Source organism: Legionella waltersii (genome assembly GCF_001468085.1).
In the GTDB taxonomy this organism is placed as follows: domain Bacteria; phylum Pseudomonadota; class Gammaproteobacteria; order Legionellales; family Legionellaceae; genus Legionella; species Legionella waltersii.
This window is the reverse complement of record NZ_LNZB01000060.1, coordinates 497,439-515,995: the sequence shown is the minus strand read 5'-3', so window position 1 is coordinate 515,995 and position 18,557 is coordinate 497,439. Positions and strand designations below refer to the sequence as shown.

Here is an 18,557-nt window from a genome sequence, read left to right as displayed (position 1 = left end):
GCAATTAATAGGATCACCTTATGTCATACATAGCTCATAAATGGATTTAGGAGTAATTATGAATATTTTTGATTTAGCCAGATTAGCAAGTGATAAGAATTTTGAAGAATTAGTTCTAAGCACCAGCATTAATACAGATAATATCAATGTCCTCGATGAAAAGAAGCATACCCCTTTGTACTATGCTATTAAAGAAGGCAATCTTAAGATGGCGCAAACTTTAATAGAAAACGGCGCAAACTTACAAACAAATCAATACACGCCCTTTCTACTAGCTTGTCATTTTGGTCAATTAGAGATGGCAAAATTCCTGTACATGGAGGGAGCTGAAAATGAGAGGGATTTCAATGACAATACCCCATTAATGGTAGCGTCCTACAATGGCCATACTAAAGTCGTGGAATGGTTATTGACTTTAAACTTAGATATCAATGCAACAAATACACACGGTGATTCAGCCTTAAGCATTGCCTTGCATTATAAACAAACCGATACAACTAAACTTCTTTTATCCCAAGAACATATTGTAACCAATAAAGCAAATGCTATGGGATATGATCCCATCACTCTGGCTGTAGTCTATGGAGATAGGAGTCTCATAGAGTCTTTAAAAGACAGTCTGCAAGTTAATAAAACCTATACCGAAAATAATACTATGCTACATATGTGCGCTATGACAGGAAATCTGGAAGCCGCACTATGGTTAATTGATCACGGCGCAAACCCTTTATTGAGAAATAACTTCAATTTACGTCCTATAGATATTGCTGCAGCAAGAGGAAAAGTAGAAATAGTTTCTTTGTTGCTATCGAAAATGGCTAAAACAAAGCAGTTTTTTAATGATTTAGACATGGTATTGATATTTGCTTCGATTCAGGGACATACAAAAATCATTGATCTAGTTCTCAATCATAGACAACATTTCTCTTCTACCTGTCTATACGCGGCTCTTATTTTTGCAGTAGAGATGGGACACATTGATGTTGTACCAAAATTACTAGCCATCGAACCCAAGAAAGCATTGAAACGAATTAATAAACAATATGATTTTGGAAATTACGAGTACAAACAAGGAAATACATTGCTCCATGTAGCAGCAGATAAGGGCTTATTGGATTTGGTAAAGTCTTTGGTGGCTCAAGGGGCAAGTGTACGTACTAGAAACTATAATCGTGACACCGTTTTACATAAAGCGGTTTTAAGTGGAAATGTAGAGCTTGTGCGTTGGCTCTGCAACCAAAATGTTCATGTTAATCAAACGAATAAACAGGGTAACACCCCTTTGCATCTCGCTGTAAAGATGAAAAACGAGGCAATGGTTCGATGCTTGTTGCTGCATGGGGCTCATTTATTATTAGAAAATAAACAAAAAGAGAGTCCAGAGCTTCTTGCCAGATCAGAACCGACCCTTCATCGTGTATTTGAAGAGTATATTCAATTGGATTTTACAAACTTTGGTTTACCTGAGTTGCATAGAGCATCTGCAGAAAAAGAAGAAAAGGGAATATTACAGATTTTACCTGAGCTTCATAATCTTAAGGAGAAATCCGTCGATGGCTTGTTACCCTGGCAGGTAGCCGCACATTTAGGAAGAATGTATCCTTTGTCACTATTATTACTGTGGGAAGCAATGGTGCATAAGCAAGGGGCTGAATTGTTAGCCCTTGAGTTACGGAAGAAATTTGATCCTAAATCTGTTGCGTATACAACATTAACGGCTTCAATCGGCGTCATACATAAAATCTCTGAAGAACGTGTTGAGCTATTGTTGTCTATGTACAACACAGCCCAACGTTATGATAAAAAAGTTCGAGAATCATTGCTCATAGCTTCAAGCCCCAAACCTTTAAGCATCAAAGCAGCTCAAAACAGTAATCTACTACTGTTTAAACCAGAAGGTAGCGGGAAAAAAGCACAAGAGGTGGAATTGCTTGAGAACCAAGCCTGCATTCCACAGTAGCGTTTAATTTTAGTTTAGAAGAGAGATCGGGACGGTCCCTAGTGGAGAGCCGTCTCCTTCACTTATTCATGAGCAGATAAATGTATTGAAAATAGGTAAATTTACCAGAATCGATTACACTTAACTTATAAGGAGCAAATCTTGAGGGAACAAACATGTATAAAAATATAATATTTGCGACTGATCTTCTAAAAGAACATACTGCCCAAGCGGAAAAAGCGGCTAATCTTGCTAAACAGTTTCATGCGACCTTGTACCTTATCCATGTTATAGAGCTTCCTGCCAGCATTATGGTTGCCCAAGGGCTTGGATTTACTGAACTGGCCAGTCCGTCAAAAGAAGATGCAACGACTGTATTATCCATGTTAGGCGAGCAATTAAATCTTCCTGATGATCAATTGTTTGTTGAATTGGGCTCAGTTAAGGAGCAAATTCTTAATAAGGCCAAAGAACTTAACTGTCAGCTTATCATTTTAGGCTCGCATTCAACTTCTGGAATTACATTTTCGCTAGGTGGCACAGCTAATTCTATCGTTCATCATGCAAAATGCGATGTTTTAACTTTACGAGATTAATTAGGAACTAACAACAAACAGTTACTTATTCCGTTTAATGTGCTTCATAAGCCTTTTCTTTTTATTCACTTGTCTTTGTGAAAGTTTATTTTTCTTATTTGCAAAGGGGTTGGTTCCTCCCCTGAACTCAAGTTTTAATGGAGTTCCAACTAGTCCTAAATGTTTTGTGTATTCATTACTTAAATATCGCTTATAGCTATCAGGCAAAGAATTTAATTGATTACCATGAATGACAATCACTGGTGGATTGTGGCCTCCAAGGTGAGCATAACGTAATTTAATACGACGCCCAGCAACACAAGGTGGTGCATGCTTTGTGCTAATATCTTCAAGTAATCGTGTCAACATCGGGGTGGAAAACGATTGAACAGCTGAAGTATAAGCATCGTTTATATCTTTAAATAGTCCGCCAACACCACTCCCATGCAACGCTGAAATAAATCGAATTCTTGCAAAATTAGCAAAATGAAGTCTTCGCGAAAGTTCTGACTTAATATGTTCTTTATGCTCTTCGTCTAATCCATCCCATTTGTTGACTGCAATAACAAGAGCCTTTCCTGACTCAATAATAAATGCCAATAAATTCATATCCTGATCGGTAATCCCTTCCTTACCGTCAATGAGTAACAGACAAACGTGTGCTTCTTTAATCGCTTGTAGTGTTTTTATCACTGAAAATTTTTCAATTTTTTCATCGACACGAGATTTTCGCCTGACCCCAGCAGTATCTATTAATGTATATTGTTGTTCATCACGTTGAAACGGAATAGCAATGCTGTCTCGAGTCGTTCCAGGCATATCATAAACAACAACTCTATCCTCACCAAGCATTCGATTAATAAGTGTTGATTTTCCAACATTGGGGCGCCCGGCAAAAGCAATTTTGATATCATTTAAATCAATTTTTTCATGTTCATTGCTCGTGCAATCTTGTAAAATATCCTCGAGCAAAGGCTCGATTCCCTGGCCATGGGCTGAGGAAACAGCATATACATTGCTAATTCCTAATGACTGGAAATCTGCGCAAACAATATGTTTATCTAAACCCTCTGTTTTATTAACAAGTAAGTAGACTTTTTTATTCAACTTTCTTAATGTTGTAGCAATGTCTTCATCTATGCCAGTAAGTCCACTTCGTCCATCAACCATAAAAAGGACTGCATCGGCCTCATTCAATGCTACAGTAGATTGTTTTGACATTAAGGAATCAACAGCAGCATCATCGACTCCTATCCCACCGGTATCAACCACAATAAATGACTTACCATGAAATTTAGCTTCGCCGTATTGTCTATCTCTAGTTAACCCTGGGAAGTCAGCTACTAGGGCATCCTGGGTTTTTGTCAATCGATTGAACAGAGTAGACTTACCCACATTGGGTCGCCCAATAAGGGCGATAACTGGTATCATTTGATTAGCTCACAGAAAGTTGGTTGAGCATTCCATTATTTGTTAGCACATACATTGAGTTTCCAGACACTGTGGGTGCCACAGTTACAGCACCCGAGACCTGAGTTCGTCCTATTAACTCACCCGTTTGAGGAGAAAGCATATGCAAATACCCGGCTTTGTCGCCTACAACTACGTGTCCTTTCACTAGTGTTGGCTCAGTCAGTCCTCTTGCTTTAAGAGCAGTTTGTTTCCAGTTCACTTGCCCTGTATTTCGATTTAAAGACCAAACCACATCATGACTATCCGTGTAATATAAATTCTCTTTGCTAATCACCATGTTCTTATAAATGGAAGCTGGCTTTCTCCACAGGAACTGACCATCAGTCAAGGATAGAGCTCCCACATAACCCTGGTAAGTACCTAAATAGGCTATATTTCCCTTAACAATGGGATCGGCATCAATATCAACTAAACGCTCTACATCACTGGCACCATTACCATACGCTATGCTTCTCTGCCAAATTAGTCGTCCAGTCTGTAGTTCCAATGCATCTAATTTACCGTCAGAATAACCAATAAGCACCAAGTTATCTAGAACGATGGGGGAAGAGCTGGCTTTAAGAACCAGACTTGGAGAACCATGATCTGCAACCCAAAGTTGCTTACCAGTAACTGCATCAAAAGCATATACTTTTCCATCAATCGTTTTTGCAATAATTTTTTGATGAGAAATGGCTGGAGGAGCAAGAACTTCCGCAGAAACTTTATTCTCCCAAAGTTCTTTTCCATTGGCTTGGTTAAGCAGAACTAAAGTAGAACTATTAGTGCTTACTACAACAAAACCATCTGCAATTGTTGGGCCACTGACGATGCTATCTTTGAGGGTGGTTGTCCATTTGATTTTACCGTCTGTTTGGTTAAGGGCTTGAACAACCCCGCTAGCATCAGCGGTGTAAACAAGATTACCCCGAATCACAGGTTTAAGTTTCATGTATTCAGTTGCATTCCTGGATTTACCTACAGATGAAGTCCAATTCTGTGAAACATTGACATTAGACTGAATTTCTTTCAATTCTTTCGGTTTTGGAGTATTGTCCTTACCCAACATATAATCATCAATTTTTGTACAACCCTGAAGCAGTACAATTAATAAGACATAAAAAATTCTTTGCATCATAACTATCTAACCTTAAATTACAAATATTAGGCGGATTTTACCTTCTTTTCCTGAGTCATCATTGATTGAGTTTTTACAGCCAACTCATTGGTTTTCATTTCAAGGAACAAATTACCCATGCCATTCGTCCGTACTTCATTAATTGCTTCACGATATGCGCTAATAGCTTCTTGGTATTGGCCCTTTGCGCTATAAATATCACCCTTTAGTTCATTAATTACAGGTAAATAAATTGGATCATCTACAACACTCAGTTCATTGAGTGCATTTGTGTATGACTTTTCACCTGCCATTAACCTAGCGATACGAATTTTAGCAATTTGTTTTAATGGTGTCATCTTGCTATTAGTTGCGACAATCTGAAGCTCATGAATTGCTTCTGGAAGTTTGCTCTTGTCAACATACACTTTTGCCATGGTCATATGTGCCACGTCTGAGTAGATCGTATTGTTGTAATTTTTAATTAAATCGCCTGCGTAAGCCCTAACAGATTTAATGTTTTTATTTGAAAGTGCGACCATCATATTTTCATACGTAGCGGAAGCTTGCTGTTTAATTTTATCCTGGTGCCAGTTCCAATACCTATAGCCAGCAATACATAATAGAATTACTGATAAAGTCATGGTTATCATGTTACCATATCGACGCCACCATTTCTTAATTTGGTCTAACTGTTCTTCTTCTGTCATGTAAACAGACATAGTTAACTCCCACGCTTAAACTATATAATCTTTTAAGTATTGTATAACGTTAGTATTAGGGATTGTGATCTGCTCTACATCAGATCTGAGATCTTTTATACTTACGGAATTATTTGTTAATTCATCATCACCAATGATGATTGCCAATCGGGCTCCTGACTTGTCAGCTTTTTTAAATTGACTTTTAAAACTTCCACCAACAGTGTTTGTTATTACTTCCATATTGGGATGTTCATTATGAATTTCTTCTGCAAGGATTAGTGATTTTAGCAAGGCTTCTGAAGAGGTAGCAATGAGATACACCGATTCTTTTTTAGGTTCAAAATGAAGTAAACTTAAGTTCTCCATCAGCAAGAATATTCTCTCCAATCCCAATGCAAATCCAACCGCAGGTGTAGCGGAGCCACCTAGAAACTCTATCAATCGGTCGTATCGGCCTCCTGCACAAATTGTTGCTTGGCTTCCAAGCTTATCAGTTACCCATTCAAAAACCGTTTGTCCGTAATAGTCTAACCCTCTTACAAGGACGGGATTTACTGAAAAAGGAATTTTCAAGGCATTTAACCCATCGCAAAACGATTGAAAATGCTCTCGACTTTCATTTCCTAGAACATCCATCAATTTGGGTGCATTTTGAATTAACAATTGCAAATCAGGGTTTTTACTATCTAAAACACGCAACGGATTTCTATCTAGACGACGCTTACTGTCCTCGTCAAGTTGATCAAAGTGATCTCGTAAATATTCTATCAGTAAGGTTCGATAATTTTGGCGCTCTGATAACTCACCCAATGTATTGATTTGTAATTCAACGTTTTTTGCAAATCCAAGCTTTTCCCAGACTCGTCTACAGATCGAAATCAGCTCCAGCTCAATTGCCGTTCCAGGTATACCTAGAGCTTCGACGCCCAACTGTGTAAATTGACGATATCTTCCTTTTTGTGGTCTTTCATGCCTAAACATAGGCCCCATATACCACAATTTTTGTTGTTGATTATGTAAAAGTCCATGCTCAATGCACGCCCTTACGCATCCTGCTGTTCCTTCCGGTCTTAAAGTAATGCTGTCACCATTTAAATCGTTAAAGGTGTACATTTCCTTTTCAACAATATCAGTAACTTCCCCAATCGTCCTTTTGAATAAAAGGGTACTTTCAACGAGTGGAAACCGTATTTCTCTGTAACTATAACTGGATAGACAGTCGATAAAGGTTTCTTCTATTCTGCGCCATAGGTCAGTAGACTCAGGAAGCGTGTCATTCATACCCCGAATTGCTTGAATACGATCAACCACCCTGCTTCTCCATAGGCGACATTTGTGGATTGGTTGGAACCAATAATGATTGCATTTTTGATAAATCAGTTAATTTTAATTCCGAAGTTCCCTGTGTGGATGCGATTTCACTGGCTTGTTCTTTTGATGAATAACTCATTTGAACGTCTTTATTTTTCTGCCACCAAATACCCACTGCTACCATGACACCTACTGCAAACAAAATGGTAAACCACCGAATAAAATGTTCAGCCTTATGGGTTTCCTTTTTACTTTGCCATAATGTTCTTTCAGGTTTTTTCTCATAAGGATGCATTTCATTAAAAACAGCCAATAATGGCTCTGCAGATACCCCAAGTAATTTGGAGTAGGCACGCAAATAACCTTTTACGAAAACAGGTTGCGGCAGTAAATTAAAATCGCCGGACTCAATGAGCTCAATAATTCTTACTCTTAAATGTAATTTATTTGCTACGTATTCAACAGAATAACCCTTTTGTTGACGAATAGCTGCAAGTTCTAACCCTGGGTTCGATATTTCGGTGTTACCTGTTTCATCCATTGCTGCTGTTGTATTCATCGCTTACTCCACTATTCATATTACTCTGCTCCAATTTATTGAAGCTACTTTCATACTCAGTCGCTAAAGCTGTATTTCCAACCTTATTGGCAATATCTTTTGCTAAAGAAAGCATAACTTTATCATTCAAGACCAGATCTGGATACTGCTGGAGCAATTTCACTGCTTCATCATCCTTGCCCATTTTGCTTTCTAATTTAGTTAATTCATAAAGAGACTGTCTTCTTGATGGATCTTGATTGAGTGCTTTTTGAAAATAGGACATTGCTTTAGCATTATCAGGAATCTCTATGGCACACAAACCTGCATTTTCATACGCAGCTGCTGTATTGAGGTAACTTTGGTCCTTTACTGCTTTTAAAAAGTATTTTTCAGCCCCTTGGTAATCACCCTGACGACATAGGAAAGTACCGTAATTATTCAATTGTGCGCCACTGTCATTGGAGAGAGCAAGTGCTTTACTGTAGTACTTTCTAGCTTGTTCAATCTCCGTTGTTTGCTCAAAATAATAAGCTAATGACGCATTCACATCGGGTGAGTTTGGCTGCTGTTCCAACGCCAGCAGTAACTTTCTTTTAGCTCTGGGTCTATCACCCTGTTTAAGGTACCCAAGACCAAGTTGCACATTGAAACTAGCTGCCTTGCTCAAATCTACTCTTTTATCGACTACTTGATCATCGCTGTCTTTAGTTTGTTTACAACCTTGCAATATTAAGCAAAATGCAATAATAAATATTCCAAGACCTTTCAACGCCTTCATCCTTTATCAGTCATAATTAGCAGGCATTATAACTGCTATCGGTAAAATTAAAAATGGTTTATGGTGATTTAATGTAACCTTACGCCACATTTTAGCAAGAACCAATCCGAGCCGTGACCCTAAGAGCTGTTGAATCGACTCATTTTTTAAAATAGAGCATTTATACCAAAGCTCATGCACTGCGCCTAATGACGCTGCCTTTAGCGGTGTCATTAGGCTCTTCTATACGGCCCGCATCGGTCCGCTTGCTGACGCGCGCGGCTCGGTTCCTTCTTTGCTGTCTGAATCAAATCCTAGTCACAGCAGTGAGTGAACCGAGCCGCGCGCGTCAGCAAGCGGATACGGAACTATCCGCTTTCACGAATGACGCTGCTTAAGGCAACGCCATTCGGCGAAGCACACGACCTCCGTTTACTAACCTTCAGAGAAGAGATTAGTTGGGGCACTATAATAGGAGTCGATTCCTCGGCCGTAAGGGAGTGGAGCGTGGGGTATTGGTGTATAATGCTAACGGCTTCGCTCCCTTGCGGTCGCGGCTCGGATTGATATTGAGTAATTCGGATTATAGTTACGAATTAGTCATTCAAAATGCTGTTTTTAGCTATTCAGAATTGAATCAAGTTCAAATAACGTCAGAGGCTTGATTTTCTTTAGGAATGAAATGGAGTTTTTGCCATCTCTGAGATCTACTTGTTCTATCCTTAACCTCCCCTGCCAATTGACCACAAGCCGCATCAATATCATCGCCTCTGGTTTTTCTAGTAATTGTATTAATACCGTGCTGTATTAGTTTATCACGAAATGCATCAATCGTTTCTCTTGATGAACGCTCATATTGGGTCATAGGAAATGGATTAAACGGAATCAAATTCACTTTTGCAGGCACATTTTTTAGAAGTTTAATGAGTTGCATAGCATGTTCAAGTTGATCATTCACCCCTTTTAGCATAACGTATTCAAAGGTTACTTTTCGTCGTGGTTCGTTTTTAAAGTAAGTTTTACACAAAGCCATTAGTTGAGCTAAGGGATATTTTTTATTGATCGGCACTAACACATTTCTAAGCTCATCATTTGGTGCATGCAAGGACACCGCTAAAGCAACAGGGCTTACTTCACGCAAACGTTCCAACTCAGGTAGTACACCTGAAGTACTTAATGTGACTCGACGCTTAGATAAACCGTAGGCGAAGTCATCCATCATCATGTTCATTGCTGAAACTACGTTATCAAAATTAAGTAATGGCTCCCCCATCCCCATCATGACAACATTGGTAATTTTTTTCTCGTGCACTGGGTTTGATTGTGATAACTCTCTTGCCGCGATCCAAACTTGACCTATTATCTCAGCAGTGGATAAATTTCGATTAAATCCCTGTTTTGCTGTGGAACAAAAAGAACAGTTTAACGCACAACCAACTTGTGAGGAAACACATAAAGTGCCACGGTTGGTTTCTGGAATGAAGACTGTTTCAATGCAGTTTCCACATTCCAATTTAAGCAACCATTTATGAGTTCCATCACTTGATTTTTGACATGCAACAATCTCAGGAAGTGAAATTGTTGCTAGCTGGGACAGTTTAGTGATTAGTCCTTTCCCAATATTCGTCATCTTGGAAAAATCGCTTAGACCCATTTGATGAATCCATTGAAACAATTGCTGTGCTCTGAATGGTTTCTCACCCCATGATGATAACAATTCTCGTAATTGAGCATAGTTGTAATTCAATAGATTAACTTTCTTTGAGTCCATCGCTATTCCTAAAGCAATTATCTATCGCATATTTCATGAGGCTCGAAGAAGAAAGCTATTTCACGAGCTGCATTTTCCAGACTGTCAGAACCATGTACAGCATTTGCATCAATACTGTCGGCAAAATCAGCACGGATTGTTCCTGGTGCAGCTTCTTTAGGGTTAGTTGCACCCATAATTTCACGATTTTTAAGTACCGCGTTATCGCCTTTTAAAGCTTGAACCATAACAGGACCAGATATCATAAAATCAACCAAGTCTTTGAAAAATGGACGAGCGCGATGTATTTCATAAAAGTGTTCCGCTTGTTCTCTTGATAATTGCATCATTTTAGCAGCAACAACGATTAAACCAGCATTTTCAAAACGCGAGTATATTTGACCTATGACTGACTTAGCTACAGCATCTGGTTTGATAATTGAAAGGGTTAATTCTTTGGCCATCATGCACTCCAAAACGATAAGATTAAAAGTGCATTATTATACATGATTTTTGAAGCATCTGGCTAATAAAAATTCTTCTGTATCTATTTTTATTAATTTAAACCCCACCTAAGTTACGATCAAAATATAAAGGCTCTCTATTAATAGCATCTTGAATCGGATCAATTTTATAATCGGACAATAATTTAATTAATTCAGAGACACGCAAAATAGCGTCATAAAATTGCTTTCTAAAATCTCGTGCTTTAACTCCATCCTGTTCAGTAGCAATAATATACTCCTCAAGTTGCGCTTCCATTTTACTCATGTAATTGATTAGGTCATTCAATTGACTGATGATTTTCTTCTTCTTTGTATCGTCCAATGTGACTTTTGAAACAGTAGTCAAACAGTCAATAAATCGTTCTACATCGACCTCATTTTGCGATTTTGCGATTCCGCTATGTGTCAACGCATAATTCATCGCTTTTCTGACTAACTCTTTGGTAATGTCTGAACGATCTTTTTTATAAGTCAAATGAATGGAATCCAATGTGGACTCAAACAGCGCATTCCATTCCTTGGTGTATTCAATCAAAAAGGATTGGCTAGAGGCTATTAAATTATCATGTTGTATTTCAAGCTTGTTAAAGTCTTCCCCTAATTTCACCAACTCTTGTCTTTCTTCTTCTAGAGCTTCTCGGGTAGAGCCACCCTGCTCCTCAGGAGATTTTCCACTTTCTCCCGAAAGTAGATAATCAATGAATAATTTCTGACAATAGATGTGATAATCATTCGCCTGCTGCATGACGATGCCATTGAGCACATGTTGTAATGACACCTGTAATAAGACACGATAGAAACTAGTGGGTACTTTAATGGCATCAATAAGATCAATTTGAGGTAATGAAATTTTATAATGTCCTAAAAGACGTTCAGCGGTTATAATTCCATAAGTCGAAAACCAATGGGCTAATTCATCTGTTTTAGTGGCTTCTTCCATTTTTCATCCAGTTTTCATTCTTTATAGGTATATGATATAAGGACATCTATTTTCTAGTATAGTGTATTTCTTTATGTTAAAACGAATAGATGATGATTTACAAATATTAATCGATTTTTTGCAAGTAAGCACTCCCGAGAGTTGGTTAGACAATGTTCCAAACAATTTAAGTCCTTTACTACTTGATCACGCTCATTGTGAGAGAAAAGCAGCGGGAACTGCGATTAGTTTAATTAGTAAGTATCCTGAAAAACAAGAATTAGTTGCTCTAATGTCTCCCTTGGCCCGCGAAGAGCTCCTTCACTTTGAGAAAGTGCTTGATATCATGAAAGCAAGAAAGATTCCCTATGGTCCAATACAACCATCAGAGTATGCATCGACATTGCATAAACAGGTAACGAATAAAGATGGTATTGAGCGACTTTGTGATCAGTTAATCGTTGGAGCGATTATTGAAGCACGCTCTTGCGAGCGATTTAATGCGGTAATCCCTTACCTTGGTGACCCAGACTTAAGCCGATTTTACAGGTCATTAGTCAAGTCCGAGAGCCGACACTTTAAAGATTATTTACAACTATCAATTCTATATGGTGAACATTTAGATATTAAAAAGCGTACCGCTGAATTTTTAGCTATAGAAAATTCATTTATATTGTCAAAAGATTGTTTATTTAGGTTTCATAGTGGCATACCGATGTAAATCGGTGCGAATTTTAAGAAGGACCTGGTGCTTGTGAAAATCTTAAATCAGCGTCACCCGACAAAAACTTAGCCAATCCATTTTCAGGGTCGCTTTTCAAAGCTTCAAAACTCTCTTTTGTAAGTTGTTGTGCACCATTTTTATAAGTCCCTGGATTACGTGGGTCTTCCTCATACCCATTTTTCTTAAGCCATAATTTGATACCATCAGCAAAAGCTTCATTTAGCGCGGCTGCAGCAGGTCTTAGGTTTGGTAAATCGTGATCAAATGGTTTGCCTGTAGACATTGATTTAAGTGGATCTATTACTAATTTATTATTATTATCAAAATGCACGTTATATGCTAATTCAGAGCCTTTCACATCTGGATCGCTAGATCCTTTATAGTGAACTGCTTTTCTTATGCGCTCAATAGTCTGGTCATAGATAAAATCGGTTGCTTGATGTCTATAGGCAGCAACGCTTGGTCCATATGCTCTTACGAATAGTTCAAATAAATTCACTAATTCCAACATGGCTGTTATCCATTGGGTAAAACCATTCAGACTTGGATTTGCAAATTTCTTAGCCATTTGTCCCATCATATTAAGGTAAGTATCTTCATGGCCAGAGTCATTGATAGTACGTTTTTTAGCCTCTAATTTACCGTCACGCTTTAATCTAGAGTTTGAGTGATCTTGCATGTGTTGTGTCCACATCCTATCAAGTTCAGATGAAAACTGTACTTTTGCAAGTTCTTGATTTGCACTTTTTAATTTTTTAAAATTATCCATTATTTCACGTTCTGTCTTATCATTAGCCATATTAAGTTCCTAATAATGATATAAGTTGACATGGGCAAAATAAAAGCCCTTTGTTATATCATAACACAATAGCGTAGGATTGTCATCCCAATCACTTAAAACATATCTCTTGCCCTCATTTTCACTCAAATGCAGTGTATGCTCTCCAGATTTATGGGTATGACCATGTATTACAGAATTTACGTTATAACTCTTTAGATGTTTAGTCACTTGATCGGTAACCACATCAATTTGCTCTGAACTTAAATAGCGCTTAGATGAGCTATTCTTACGTATTTTTTCAACTAGTTTTAACCGCATACTCAACGGTAGAGCTAGAAATAAACAGGAAAAAAAGCGATTACGCGTTAATTTGCGAAATCGTTGATGAGCGATATCTTTAGTACAATACCTATCCCCATGCACCAATAAAACAGGTCTATCATGCAGTTGAATTTTTGTTGGTTCTTGCAAGACTCTCCAACCACTTAATTTAGCAAATCGTTCTCCTAGTAGAAAATCTCGGTTTCCAGCCATAAAATAGATATTGATACCCTTATCCACTAAAGACTTTAATTGATTTGCTATACCTAAGCTCCAGTCATCCAAACTGTCATCACCTGCCCAAGCATGAAAAAAATCTCCTAAAATATAAATGGATTTTACTTTTGACTCTGCCCAGGCAATAAACCCATTAAAACGCTCTTTAATTTCAGGTTCACTGGGACTAAGGTGTAAATCTGAGATAAATACAGCATCAATCATAAAGGCTCGATTTTAATTTGTTCATTTTCTAAATAGATCTGACATGGGGCTGCTAAAGGCTCAAACGCATCGCTTAAAAGGTAGTATCCTGCAATTGAAACAAGCTCTGCATCAAGAGATTGACAAAAAATTCTAGCGTCTAGATCACCGGAAATACCAGCCAAAGCTCTGCCTCTTAAACATCCATACACATGAATGTTTCCATCAGCGAGTAATTCTGCACCATGACTGACTGAGGACGATACGATTAAATCCGATCCTTTTGCGACAACCTGCTGTCCTGAGCGTACGGGTGAATCAAGTATTCGAGATTTAGTTGACTGAGTAGTGCTGGCTTCACTGACTTCATGCATTAAATTTCTGTCTTGAGATGCGGATGCATTTAAAACCCCTAGACCATTGCATTGCGCTAAAGTTTCTTGCAAGCTACTTCCACCTTGAATTGCAACAGGAATCATGCCATTAGTCTTTGCAATTTGGCATAGCTCTTGTAGATCAAACTCTTGTTGATTGACAGCCGATAAATCAAATACTACTGGAGTTCTTTCAAACAATTTAGGTGCTTTCTTAACAACATCAATCAATTGCTGTGAAAATATTGCCTTATCTGTATTTAAAACTTGCAATACGGTCAAAGTATACAGTCTACCTTTTAACTTAAATGCTTGTGTATTAACCAAATTTTCACTCATTGCCATGATATCCATAAACGATATTTTTGTTTATACTAGCATGAGGAAAACAATAACAGAAGGATATCAACGTGGATAAACGCTGGTTTGAACAATACCAACAAGGAGTGCCACACGAAATTGACCCGAGTCAATACTTATCCCTGGTGTCAATATTCCATGAATCTTGTAGTAAATATGCCAATAGGATTGCCTATTCAAACATGGGCTCTGAAATAACCTATCGTGAATTGGATGTTCTTAGTCGAAATTTTGCAGCCTATTTACAGCAACTTAATTTACAAAAGGGTGCGCGAGTAGCCATCATGATGCCGAATGTACTCCAATACCCAGTAGCATTGTTTGGAACATTAAGAGCAGGCTACACGATTGTTAATACCAATCCATTATACACATGCGATGAAGTCATTCACCAAATGAATGATTCAGAAGCAGAAGTCATTGTGGTCCTTGCTAACTTTGCAAAAACCATCGAGAAATCATTACCCTCTATGCCCAAGTTGAAACACGTTATTGTTACGCAAATTGGTGATTTATTCCCAACTGTGAAACGATTGATTGTCAATTTTGTTGTTAAGCACATTAAAAAGCTAGTTCCGGCGTATAGTATCCCGCATGCAGTGGCTTTTAATTACACCTTGTTAGAAGGTAAGGATGCTACACTGCATCATGTCGAACTTAATCATGACGACATTGCGTTTCTGCAATACACTGGTGGTACTACAGGTGTGGCTAAAGGCGCAATACTTACTCATGGTAATTTAGTGTCAAATGTCTTACAAGCCTATCATTGGATTGCGCCTTTAGGTGTATCGGATCAAGACATTATTGTAACCGCCCTGCCGCTTTATCATATATTCTCACTTACTGCTAACTGCCTTACTTTTTTGAAAGTTGGGGCGAAGAATATTTTGATCACAAACCCTAGGGATTTAAACCAATTTATCGATCAAATAAAAGACAGCGGTTTTACAGCAATAACTGGTGTAAATACTCTATTTAATGCGTTGCTACACCACCCAAGATTTAAGGAAATTGATTTTAGCAAATTAAAGCTAGCTCTTTCTGGAGGTATGGCATTGCAAAAGAGTGTATCTCTTAAATGGAAAGAAATGACGAATACTAGAGTGTTAGAAGCGTATGGTCTCACTGAAACAAGTCCTGCAGCCACAATGAATCCTATGTATCTAGAAGGATATAATGGAAGTATAGGACTTCCAATTTCTTCGACTGATATATCAATTCGTGATGATGAAGGCAATGAAGTTGCTGTTGGTAGCAGTGGAGAGCTATGCATTAAAGGTCCACAAGTAATGCCTGGATACTGGAAAAGACCAGATGAAACGGCGCTCGTTTTCACTCAGGACGGCTTTCTTAAAACTGGAGATATCGCAAGAGTTGATGAAGAGGGCTTTGTCTATTTAGTTGATAGAAAAAAGGACATGATTGTGGTCTCTGGATTTAACGTTTATCCCAACGAGGTAGAACAAGTTATCGGAATGCACTCTGGTGTGTTAGAAGTTGGCGTAATAGGCATTGCCGATGAAGAGTCTGGAGAGCGGGTTAAGGCTTGTATAGTTAAAAAAGATCCGAATTTAACGGCAGAACAAATTATAGCCCACTGTAAAGAGCATTTAACGGCTTACAAGATCCCAAAACTGGTTGAGTTCTACAATGAACTACCCAAAACAAATGTTGGGAAGATTCTTAGACGGGCTTTAAAGGAGAAAGAGTTTAATTTGAAACAGACTCAAGCAAAAAAAAAGGAAGTTGCCGTTTAGGGTGATTTATTAGGATGGTCATCCGCTTCCTTACGGCTGAGGCATCGACTCATATTATAAACTAATCTCTTCTCTGCTGGTCAGTAAGCGTAGGTCCGGCGCTTCGCCTAATGGCGCTGCCTTAAGCGGTGTCATTTCTTTGCTGTCTGAATCAAATCCTAGTCACAGCAGGGAGTGAACCGAGCCGCGCGCGTAAGCAAGCGGATACGAAACTATCCGCTTTCACGAGTGTCGCTGCTTAAGGAAGCGCCATTAGGCGAAGCACCCGACCTTTGGTATAAATGCCCCATTTTAAACAATGAGTCGATTCCTCAGCCCTTACGGTCACAGCTTAGTTTATTCAGTACTTTAACCAAGTTGGAGCTGATGCCCCCGAGTTAGAGCTGGGGACGTCCCCCATGACTATACGCTCGTAGCCAACTGCTTCATTATCCTAGCAGTAGCCCCCCAAATGACTTCTTTATTTTGAATAAATTCCCAACTCTCAAACTGAATCCCATTTCGTACAATCGTCAATTTTTTATAATTATTCATGTTTGTCGCTAAATCCATTGAAACTGAGATGACAGCACTTACCTCACTTGGATTGATACGGTAAGGAACGATACTTTCAATACTGGCCAACCAAGGATGAATAACAGCTCCTAACAAAGTAGTTTCAACTTGCATTTCTTTGATAAGTGTCACTCTATCCGCAGTAATACTCAGTTCTTCATTAAGTTCTCGTAAAGCAGTATCCAATAAATTTTCATCGTCTAGCTCTCGAAAACCACCTGGAAAACAAATTTCACCTGGGTGATTTTTAAGATGCTCACTTCGCTTAGTTAGGACTATAGAATTAGTGCTTAAATCATGTAGGACTATTACAGAGGATTGAGCATGATCATCATCCAATTGAATTGATTGCATTGACTATCGCTGTAACTTTTGTAAAACATTCACGATATTCTTCTTCACAGTTAGAGTCAATAACCAAACCTCCACCAGCCGCTAAATGCAATACATTGTTTTTGGCAGTAATAGTACGAATTGCAATATTCATATCAAAACGACCATGATTAGAAAAGTAACCAATACTTCCGCAATAAACACCTCTTGCAAAACTTTCTTCTTCACTAATTATCTTCATTGACTCCAGTTTTGGTGCACCAGTTATTGAACCTCCTGGAAAACAAGACAAGAAGTACTGAACTGGGTGAATTCCTTCTTGAGACTCTGCGTGTACATCCGATACTAAATGATGAACACCATTAAAACTCTGTATTGAGCATAAATTTGAAACTCGAACGGAACCTGGTTTCGCTAACTTACTGAGATCATTTCTTAATAAATCAACAATCATGACATTCTCTGCACGATTTTTTGAACAATTGAGTAATTTCTCCATTAATTTTTTATCCTCAGAGGAGTTCCTTGACCGATGAATTGTACCCTTAATTGGAGACGCGAGTAGGTGCTCCTCATTCCCTAATAGCAATCTTTCAGGTGAAAAGCTTAAAACATCTGCATGATCTGTTCTCATAAATGCAGCAAAAGGCACAGGATTTTTCTCAGATACCCCTCTATAAATAAACCATGGATCTCCTATAAAGTTTGAGTGAAATGCTTGAGTAAAGTTTACTTGATAAGATCGCCCCTTTCTTAAGGCGCTATGAATCGTATTAAATGCCTCCTGGTATCTAGATTTAGGCATTAAAGGGATAAATTCCCTTTGGACTTGAATTGTTCTATTCTTTTTTTGAGGAGTTTTAATCAATGCAATAATCTCCTGAATAATACTCCCTGAAGATGAATGACTATTTGCATTAAATATATGAGCCTTTTTGAACTGGTGGTCAACAATCAGAGCCCAATCATAGAATCCCAAATCCAACAAAGGCATATCCTTTAGGGTAGCTTGAGGTAGTGATTGTATGCCAAACATAGCCCGGTTTAAGTCATAGGAAATATACCCCATTGCTCCACCTTGAAATGGCAAACCAGATTGCGTTTTCTGTATGGGTAATTTTCCTTCAAGAGTTTTGAATACAGATTCAGCATCTCTTTCAGAATTGGACATAACAAGTCGATCATATGGATACGCGCTTACTATGTCGTAACGACCATTTAATGTATCCGTACTCTGAAGTAATATAAAACCAGGAAGATGACTCAATGATTCGTAAACGTCGAATGAAATACTACTGTATTCAACATCATGGATAATACTATTATTCACTTAAATACCTACCTAAAACCCAGTTCTT

General features: G+C 38.3%; 19 protein-coding genes. 4 read left to right on the top strand and 15 right to left on the bottom strand.

Annotated elements, in window-relative coordinates; all coding sequences use genetic code 11:
* The first annotated feature begins 58 nt into the window (after positions 1 to 58).
* A complete protein-coding gene (locus Lwal_RS15475; protein ID WP_058481691.1) occupies positions 59 to 1,960 on the top strand; it encodes an ankyrin repeat domain-containing protein in 1,902 nt (633 codons plus the stop codon).
* Between the two features lie 155 nt (positions 1,961 to 2,115).
* Positions 2,116 to 2,535 carry a universal stress protein gene (locus tag Lwal_RS15470; RefSeq protein ID WP_058481690.1) on the top strand — a complete coding sequence of 140 codons (420 nt, stop codon included), beginning with the start codon at positions 2,116 to 2,118 and terminating at the stop codon, positions 2,533 to 2,535.
* A gap of 21 nt (positions 2,536 to 2,556) precedes the next feature.
* On the opposite strand, the gene der is transcribed toward Lwal_RS15470, so the two are convergent.
* From der to Lwal_RS15420, 10 genes are all read right to left on the bottom strand, one after another.
* Positions 2,557 to 3,945 carry a ribosome biogenesis GTPase Der gene (gene der / locus Lwal_RS15465; RefSeq protein ID WP_058481689.1) on the bottom strand — a complete coding sequence of 463 codons (1,389 nt, stop codon included), beginning with the start codon at positions 3,943 to 3,945 and terminating at the stop codon, positions 2,557 to 2,559.
* A 4-nt stretch (positions 3,946 to 3,949) separates the two neighbouring features.
* Positions 3,950 to 5,104, bottom strand: coding sequence for an outer membrane protein assembly factor BamB (gene bamB, locus Lwal_RS15460; protein WP_058481688.1), 1,155 nt, complete (start codon positions 5,102 to 5,104; stop codon positions 3,950 to 3,952).
* A 26-nt stretch (positions 5,105 to 5,130) separates the two neighbouring features.
* Positions 5,131 to 5,805 carry a YfgM family protein gene (locus tag Lwal_RS15455; RefSeq protein WP_058481687.1) on the bottom strand — a complete coding sequence of 225 codons (675 nt, stop codon included), beginning with the start codon at positions 5,803 to 5,805 and terminating at the stop codon, positions 5,131 to 5,133.
* 15 nt (positions 5,806 to 5,820) lie between these two features.
* Positions 5,821 to 7,098, bottom strand: a complete 1,278-nt coding sequence (hisS, locus tag Lwal_RS15450) for a histidine--tRNA ligase (RefSeq protein ID WP_058481686.1) — start codon at positions 7,096 to 7,098, stop codon at positions 5,821 to 5,823.
* The gene (locus Lwal_RS15445; protein ID WP_058481685.1) at positions 7,091 to 7,657 is read right to left on the bottom strand and encodes a helix-turn-helix domain-containing protein; all 567 of its coding nucleotides are present in this window, start codon (positions 7,655 to 7,657) and stop codon (positions 7,091 to 7,093) included. Before Lwal_RS15445 ends, hisS begins: the two co-directional genes overlap by 8 nt.
* Positions 7,632 to 8,417, bottom strand: a complete 786-nt coding sequence (pilW, locus tag Lwal_RS15440) for a type IV pilus biogenesis/stability protein PilW (protein WP_058481684.1) — start codon at positions 8,415 to 8,417, stop codon at positions 7,632 to 7,634. Before pilW ends, Lwal_RS15445 begins: the two co-directional genes overlap by 26 nt.
* 6 nt (positions 8,418 to 8,423) lie before the next feature.
* Positions 8,424 to 8,630 (bottom strand): hypothetical protein, encoded by a 207-nt coding sequence (locus Lwal_RS15435; protein ID WP_058481683.1) that lies wholly within the window; start codon positions 8,628 to 8,630, stop codon positions 8,424 to 8,426.
* 409 nt (positions 8,631 to 9,039) lie between these two features.
* Positions 9,040 to 10,167, bottom strand: coding sequence for a dual-specificity RNA methyltransferase RlmN (rlmN, locus tag Lwal_RS15430; RefSeq protein ID WP_058481682.1), 1,128 nt, complete (start codon positions 10,165 to 10,167; stop codon positions 9,040 to 9,042).
* Positions 10,168 to 10,184: 17 nt separating this feature from the next.
* Complete coding sequence (gene ndk / locus Lwal_RS15425; RefSeq protein WP_058481681.1) at positions 10,185 to 10,610, bottom strand: nucleoside-diphosphate kinase; 426 nt, start codon at positions 10,608 to 10,610, stop codon at positions 10,185 to 10,187.
* Between the two features lie 97 nt (positions 10,611 to 10,707).
* Positions 10,708 to 11,592: a hypothetical protein gene (locus Lwal_RS15420; protein ID WP_058481680.1), complete on the bottom strand. Its 885-nt coding sequence runs from the start codon at positions 11,590 to 11,592 to the stop codon at positions 10,708 to 10,710.
* Positions 11,593 to 11,665: 73 nt separating this feature from the next.
* Here Lwal_RS15420 and Lwal_RS15415 point away from each other — a divergent pair, with 73 nt between their 5' ends.
* Positions 11,666 to 12,292: a MiaE family protein gene (locus tag Lwal_RS15415; protein ID WP_058481679.1), complete on the top strand. Its 627-nt coding sequence runs from the start codon at positions 11,666 to 11,668 to the stop codon at positions 12,290 to 12,292.
* 13 nt (positions 12,293 to 12,305) lie between these two features.
* On the opposite strand, the gene Lwal_RS15410 is transcribed toward Lwal_RS15415, so the two are convergent.
* From Lwal_RS15410 to minC, 3 genes are read right to left on the bottom strand one after another with little or no spacing between them, the layout of a single operon-like run.
* Positions 12,306 to 13,094, bottom strand: a complete 789-nt coding sequence (locus Lwal_RS15410) for a hypothetical protein (protein WP_058481678.1) — start codon at positions 13,092 to 13,094, stop codon at positions 12,306 to 12,308.
* A gap of 9 nt (positions 13,095 to 13,103) precedes the next feature.
* A complete protein-coding gene (locus tag Lwal_RS15405) occupies positions 13,104 to 13,838 on the bottom strand; it encodes a UDP-2,3-diacylglucosamine diphosphatase (protein WP_058481677.1) in 735 nt (244 codons plus the stop codon).
* Positions 13,835 to 14,530: a septum site-determining protein MinC gene (minC, locus tag Lwal_RS15400; RefSeq protein ID WP_058481934.1), complete on the bottom strand. Its 696-nt coding sequence runs from the start codon at positions 14,528 to 14,530 to the stop codon at positions 13,835 to 13,837. Before minC ends, Lwal_RS15405 begins: the two co-directional genes overlap by 4 nt.
* A gap of 71 nt (positions 14,531 to 14,601) precedes the next feature.
* Between minC and Lwal_RS15395 the strand changes: the two genes are divergently transcribed.
* On the top strand, positions 14,602 to 16,311 hold the full coding sequence (locus tag Lwal_RS15395; RefSeq protein ID WP_058481676.1) for an AMP-binding protein: 1,710 nt from the start codon (positions 14,602 to 14,604) through the stop codon (positions 16,309 to 16,311).
* 402 nt (positions 16,312 to 16,713) lie between these two features.
* Here Lwal_RS15395 and Lwal_RS15390 read toward each other — a convergent pair whose 3' ends face one another.
* Both Lwal_RS15390 and pabB read right to left on the bottom strand, forming a co-directional pair.
* Positions 16,714 to 17,220 carry an NUDIX hydrolase gene (locus Lwal_RS15390; RefSeq protein WP_058481675.1) on the bottom strand — a complete coding sequence of 169 codons (507 nt, stop codon included), beginning with the start codon at positions 17,218 to 17,220 and terminating at the stop codon, positions 16,714 to 16,716.
* Entirely contained in the window at positions 17,198 to 18,529 is a 1,332-nt protein-coding gene (gene pabB / locus Lwal_RS15385; RefSeq protein ID WP_058481674.1) for an aminodeoxychorismate synthase component I, read from the bottom strand. The genes Lwal_RS15390 and pabB overlap by 23 nt, the downstream gene beginning before the upstream one ends.
* Between the last annotated feature and the right edge of the window lie 28 nt (positions 18,530 to 18,557).

Bases quoted from the DNA above. Each gene is read 5' to 3' on its own strand.
- minC (WP_058481934.1), bottom strand. From the start codon at position 14,530: ATGAGTGAAAATTTGGTTAATACACAAGCATTTAAGTTAAAAGGTAGA.
- Lwal_RS15475 (WP_058481691.1), top strand. From the start codon at position 59: ATGAATATTTTTGATTTAGCCAGATTAGCAAGTGATAAGAATTTTGAA.
- Lwal_RS15445 (WP_058481685.1), bottom strand. From the start codon at position 7,657: ATGAATACAACAGCAGCAATGGATGAAACAGGTAACACCGAAATATCG.
- Lwal_RS15415 (WP_058481679.1), top strand. From the start codon at position 11,666: ATGTTAAAACGAATAGATGATGATTTACAAATATTAATCGATTTTTTG.
- bamB (WP_058481688.1), bottom strand. From the start codon at position 5,104: ATGATGCAAAGAATTTTTTATGTCTTATTAATTGTACTGCTTCAGGGT.
- Lwal_RS15405 (WP_058481677.1), bottom strand. From the start codon at position 13,838: ATGATTGATGCTGTATTTATCTCAGATTTACACCTTAGTCCCAGTGAA.
- Lwal_RS15390 (WP_058481675.1), bottom strand. From the start codon at position 17,220: ATGCAATCAATTCAATTGGATGATGATCATGCTCAATCCTCTGTAATA.
- Lwal_RS15410 (WP_058481678.1), bottom strand. From the start codon at position 13,094: ATGGCTAATGATAAGACAGAACGTGAAATAATGGATAATTTTAAAAAA.
- Lwal_RS15435 (WP_058481683.1), bottom strand. From the start codon at position 8,630: ATGACACCGCTAAAGGCAGCGTCATTAGGCGCAGTGCATGAGCTTTGG.
- Lwal_RS15420 (WP_058481680.1), bottom strand. From the start codon at position 11,592: ATGGAAGAAGCCACTAAAACAGATGAATTAGCCCATTGGTTTTCGACT.
- rlmN (WP_058481682.1), bottom strand. From the start codon at position 10,167: ATGGACTCAAAGAAAGTTAATCTATTGAATTACAACTATGCTCAATTA.
- Lwal_RS15455 (WP_058481687.1), bottom strand. From the start codon at position 5,805: ATGTCTGTTTACATGACAGAAGAAGAACAGTTAGACCAAATTAAGAAA.
- pilW (WP_058481684.1), bottom strand. From the start codon at position 8,417: ATGAAGGCGTTGAAAGGTCTTGGAATATTTATTATTGCATTTTGCTTA.
- der (WP_058481689.1), bottom strand. From the start codon at position 3,945: ATGATACCAGTTATCGCCCTTATTGGGCGACCCAATGTGGGTAAGTCT.
- Lwal_RS15470 (WP_058481690.1), top strand. From the start codon at position 2,116: ATGTATAAAAATATAATATTTGCGACTGATCTTCTAAAAGAACATACT.
- ndk (WP_058481681.1), bottom strand. From the start codon at position 10,610: ATGGCCAAAGAATTAACCCTTTCAATTATCAAACCAGATGCTGTAGCT.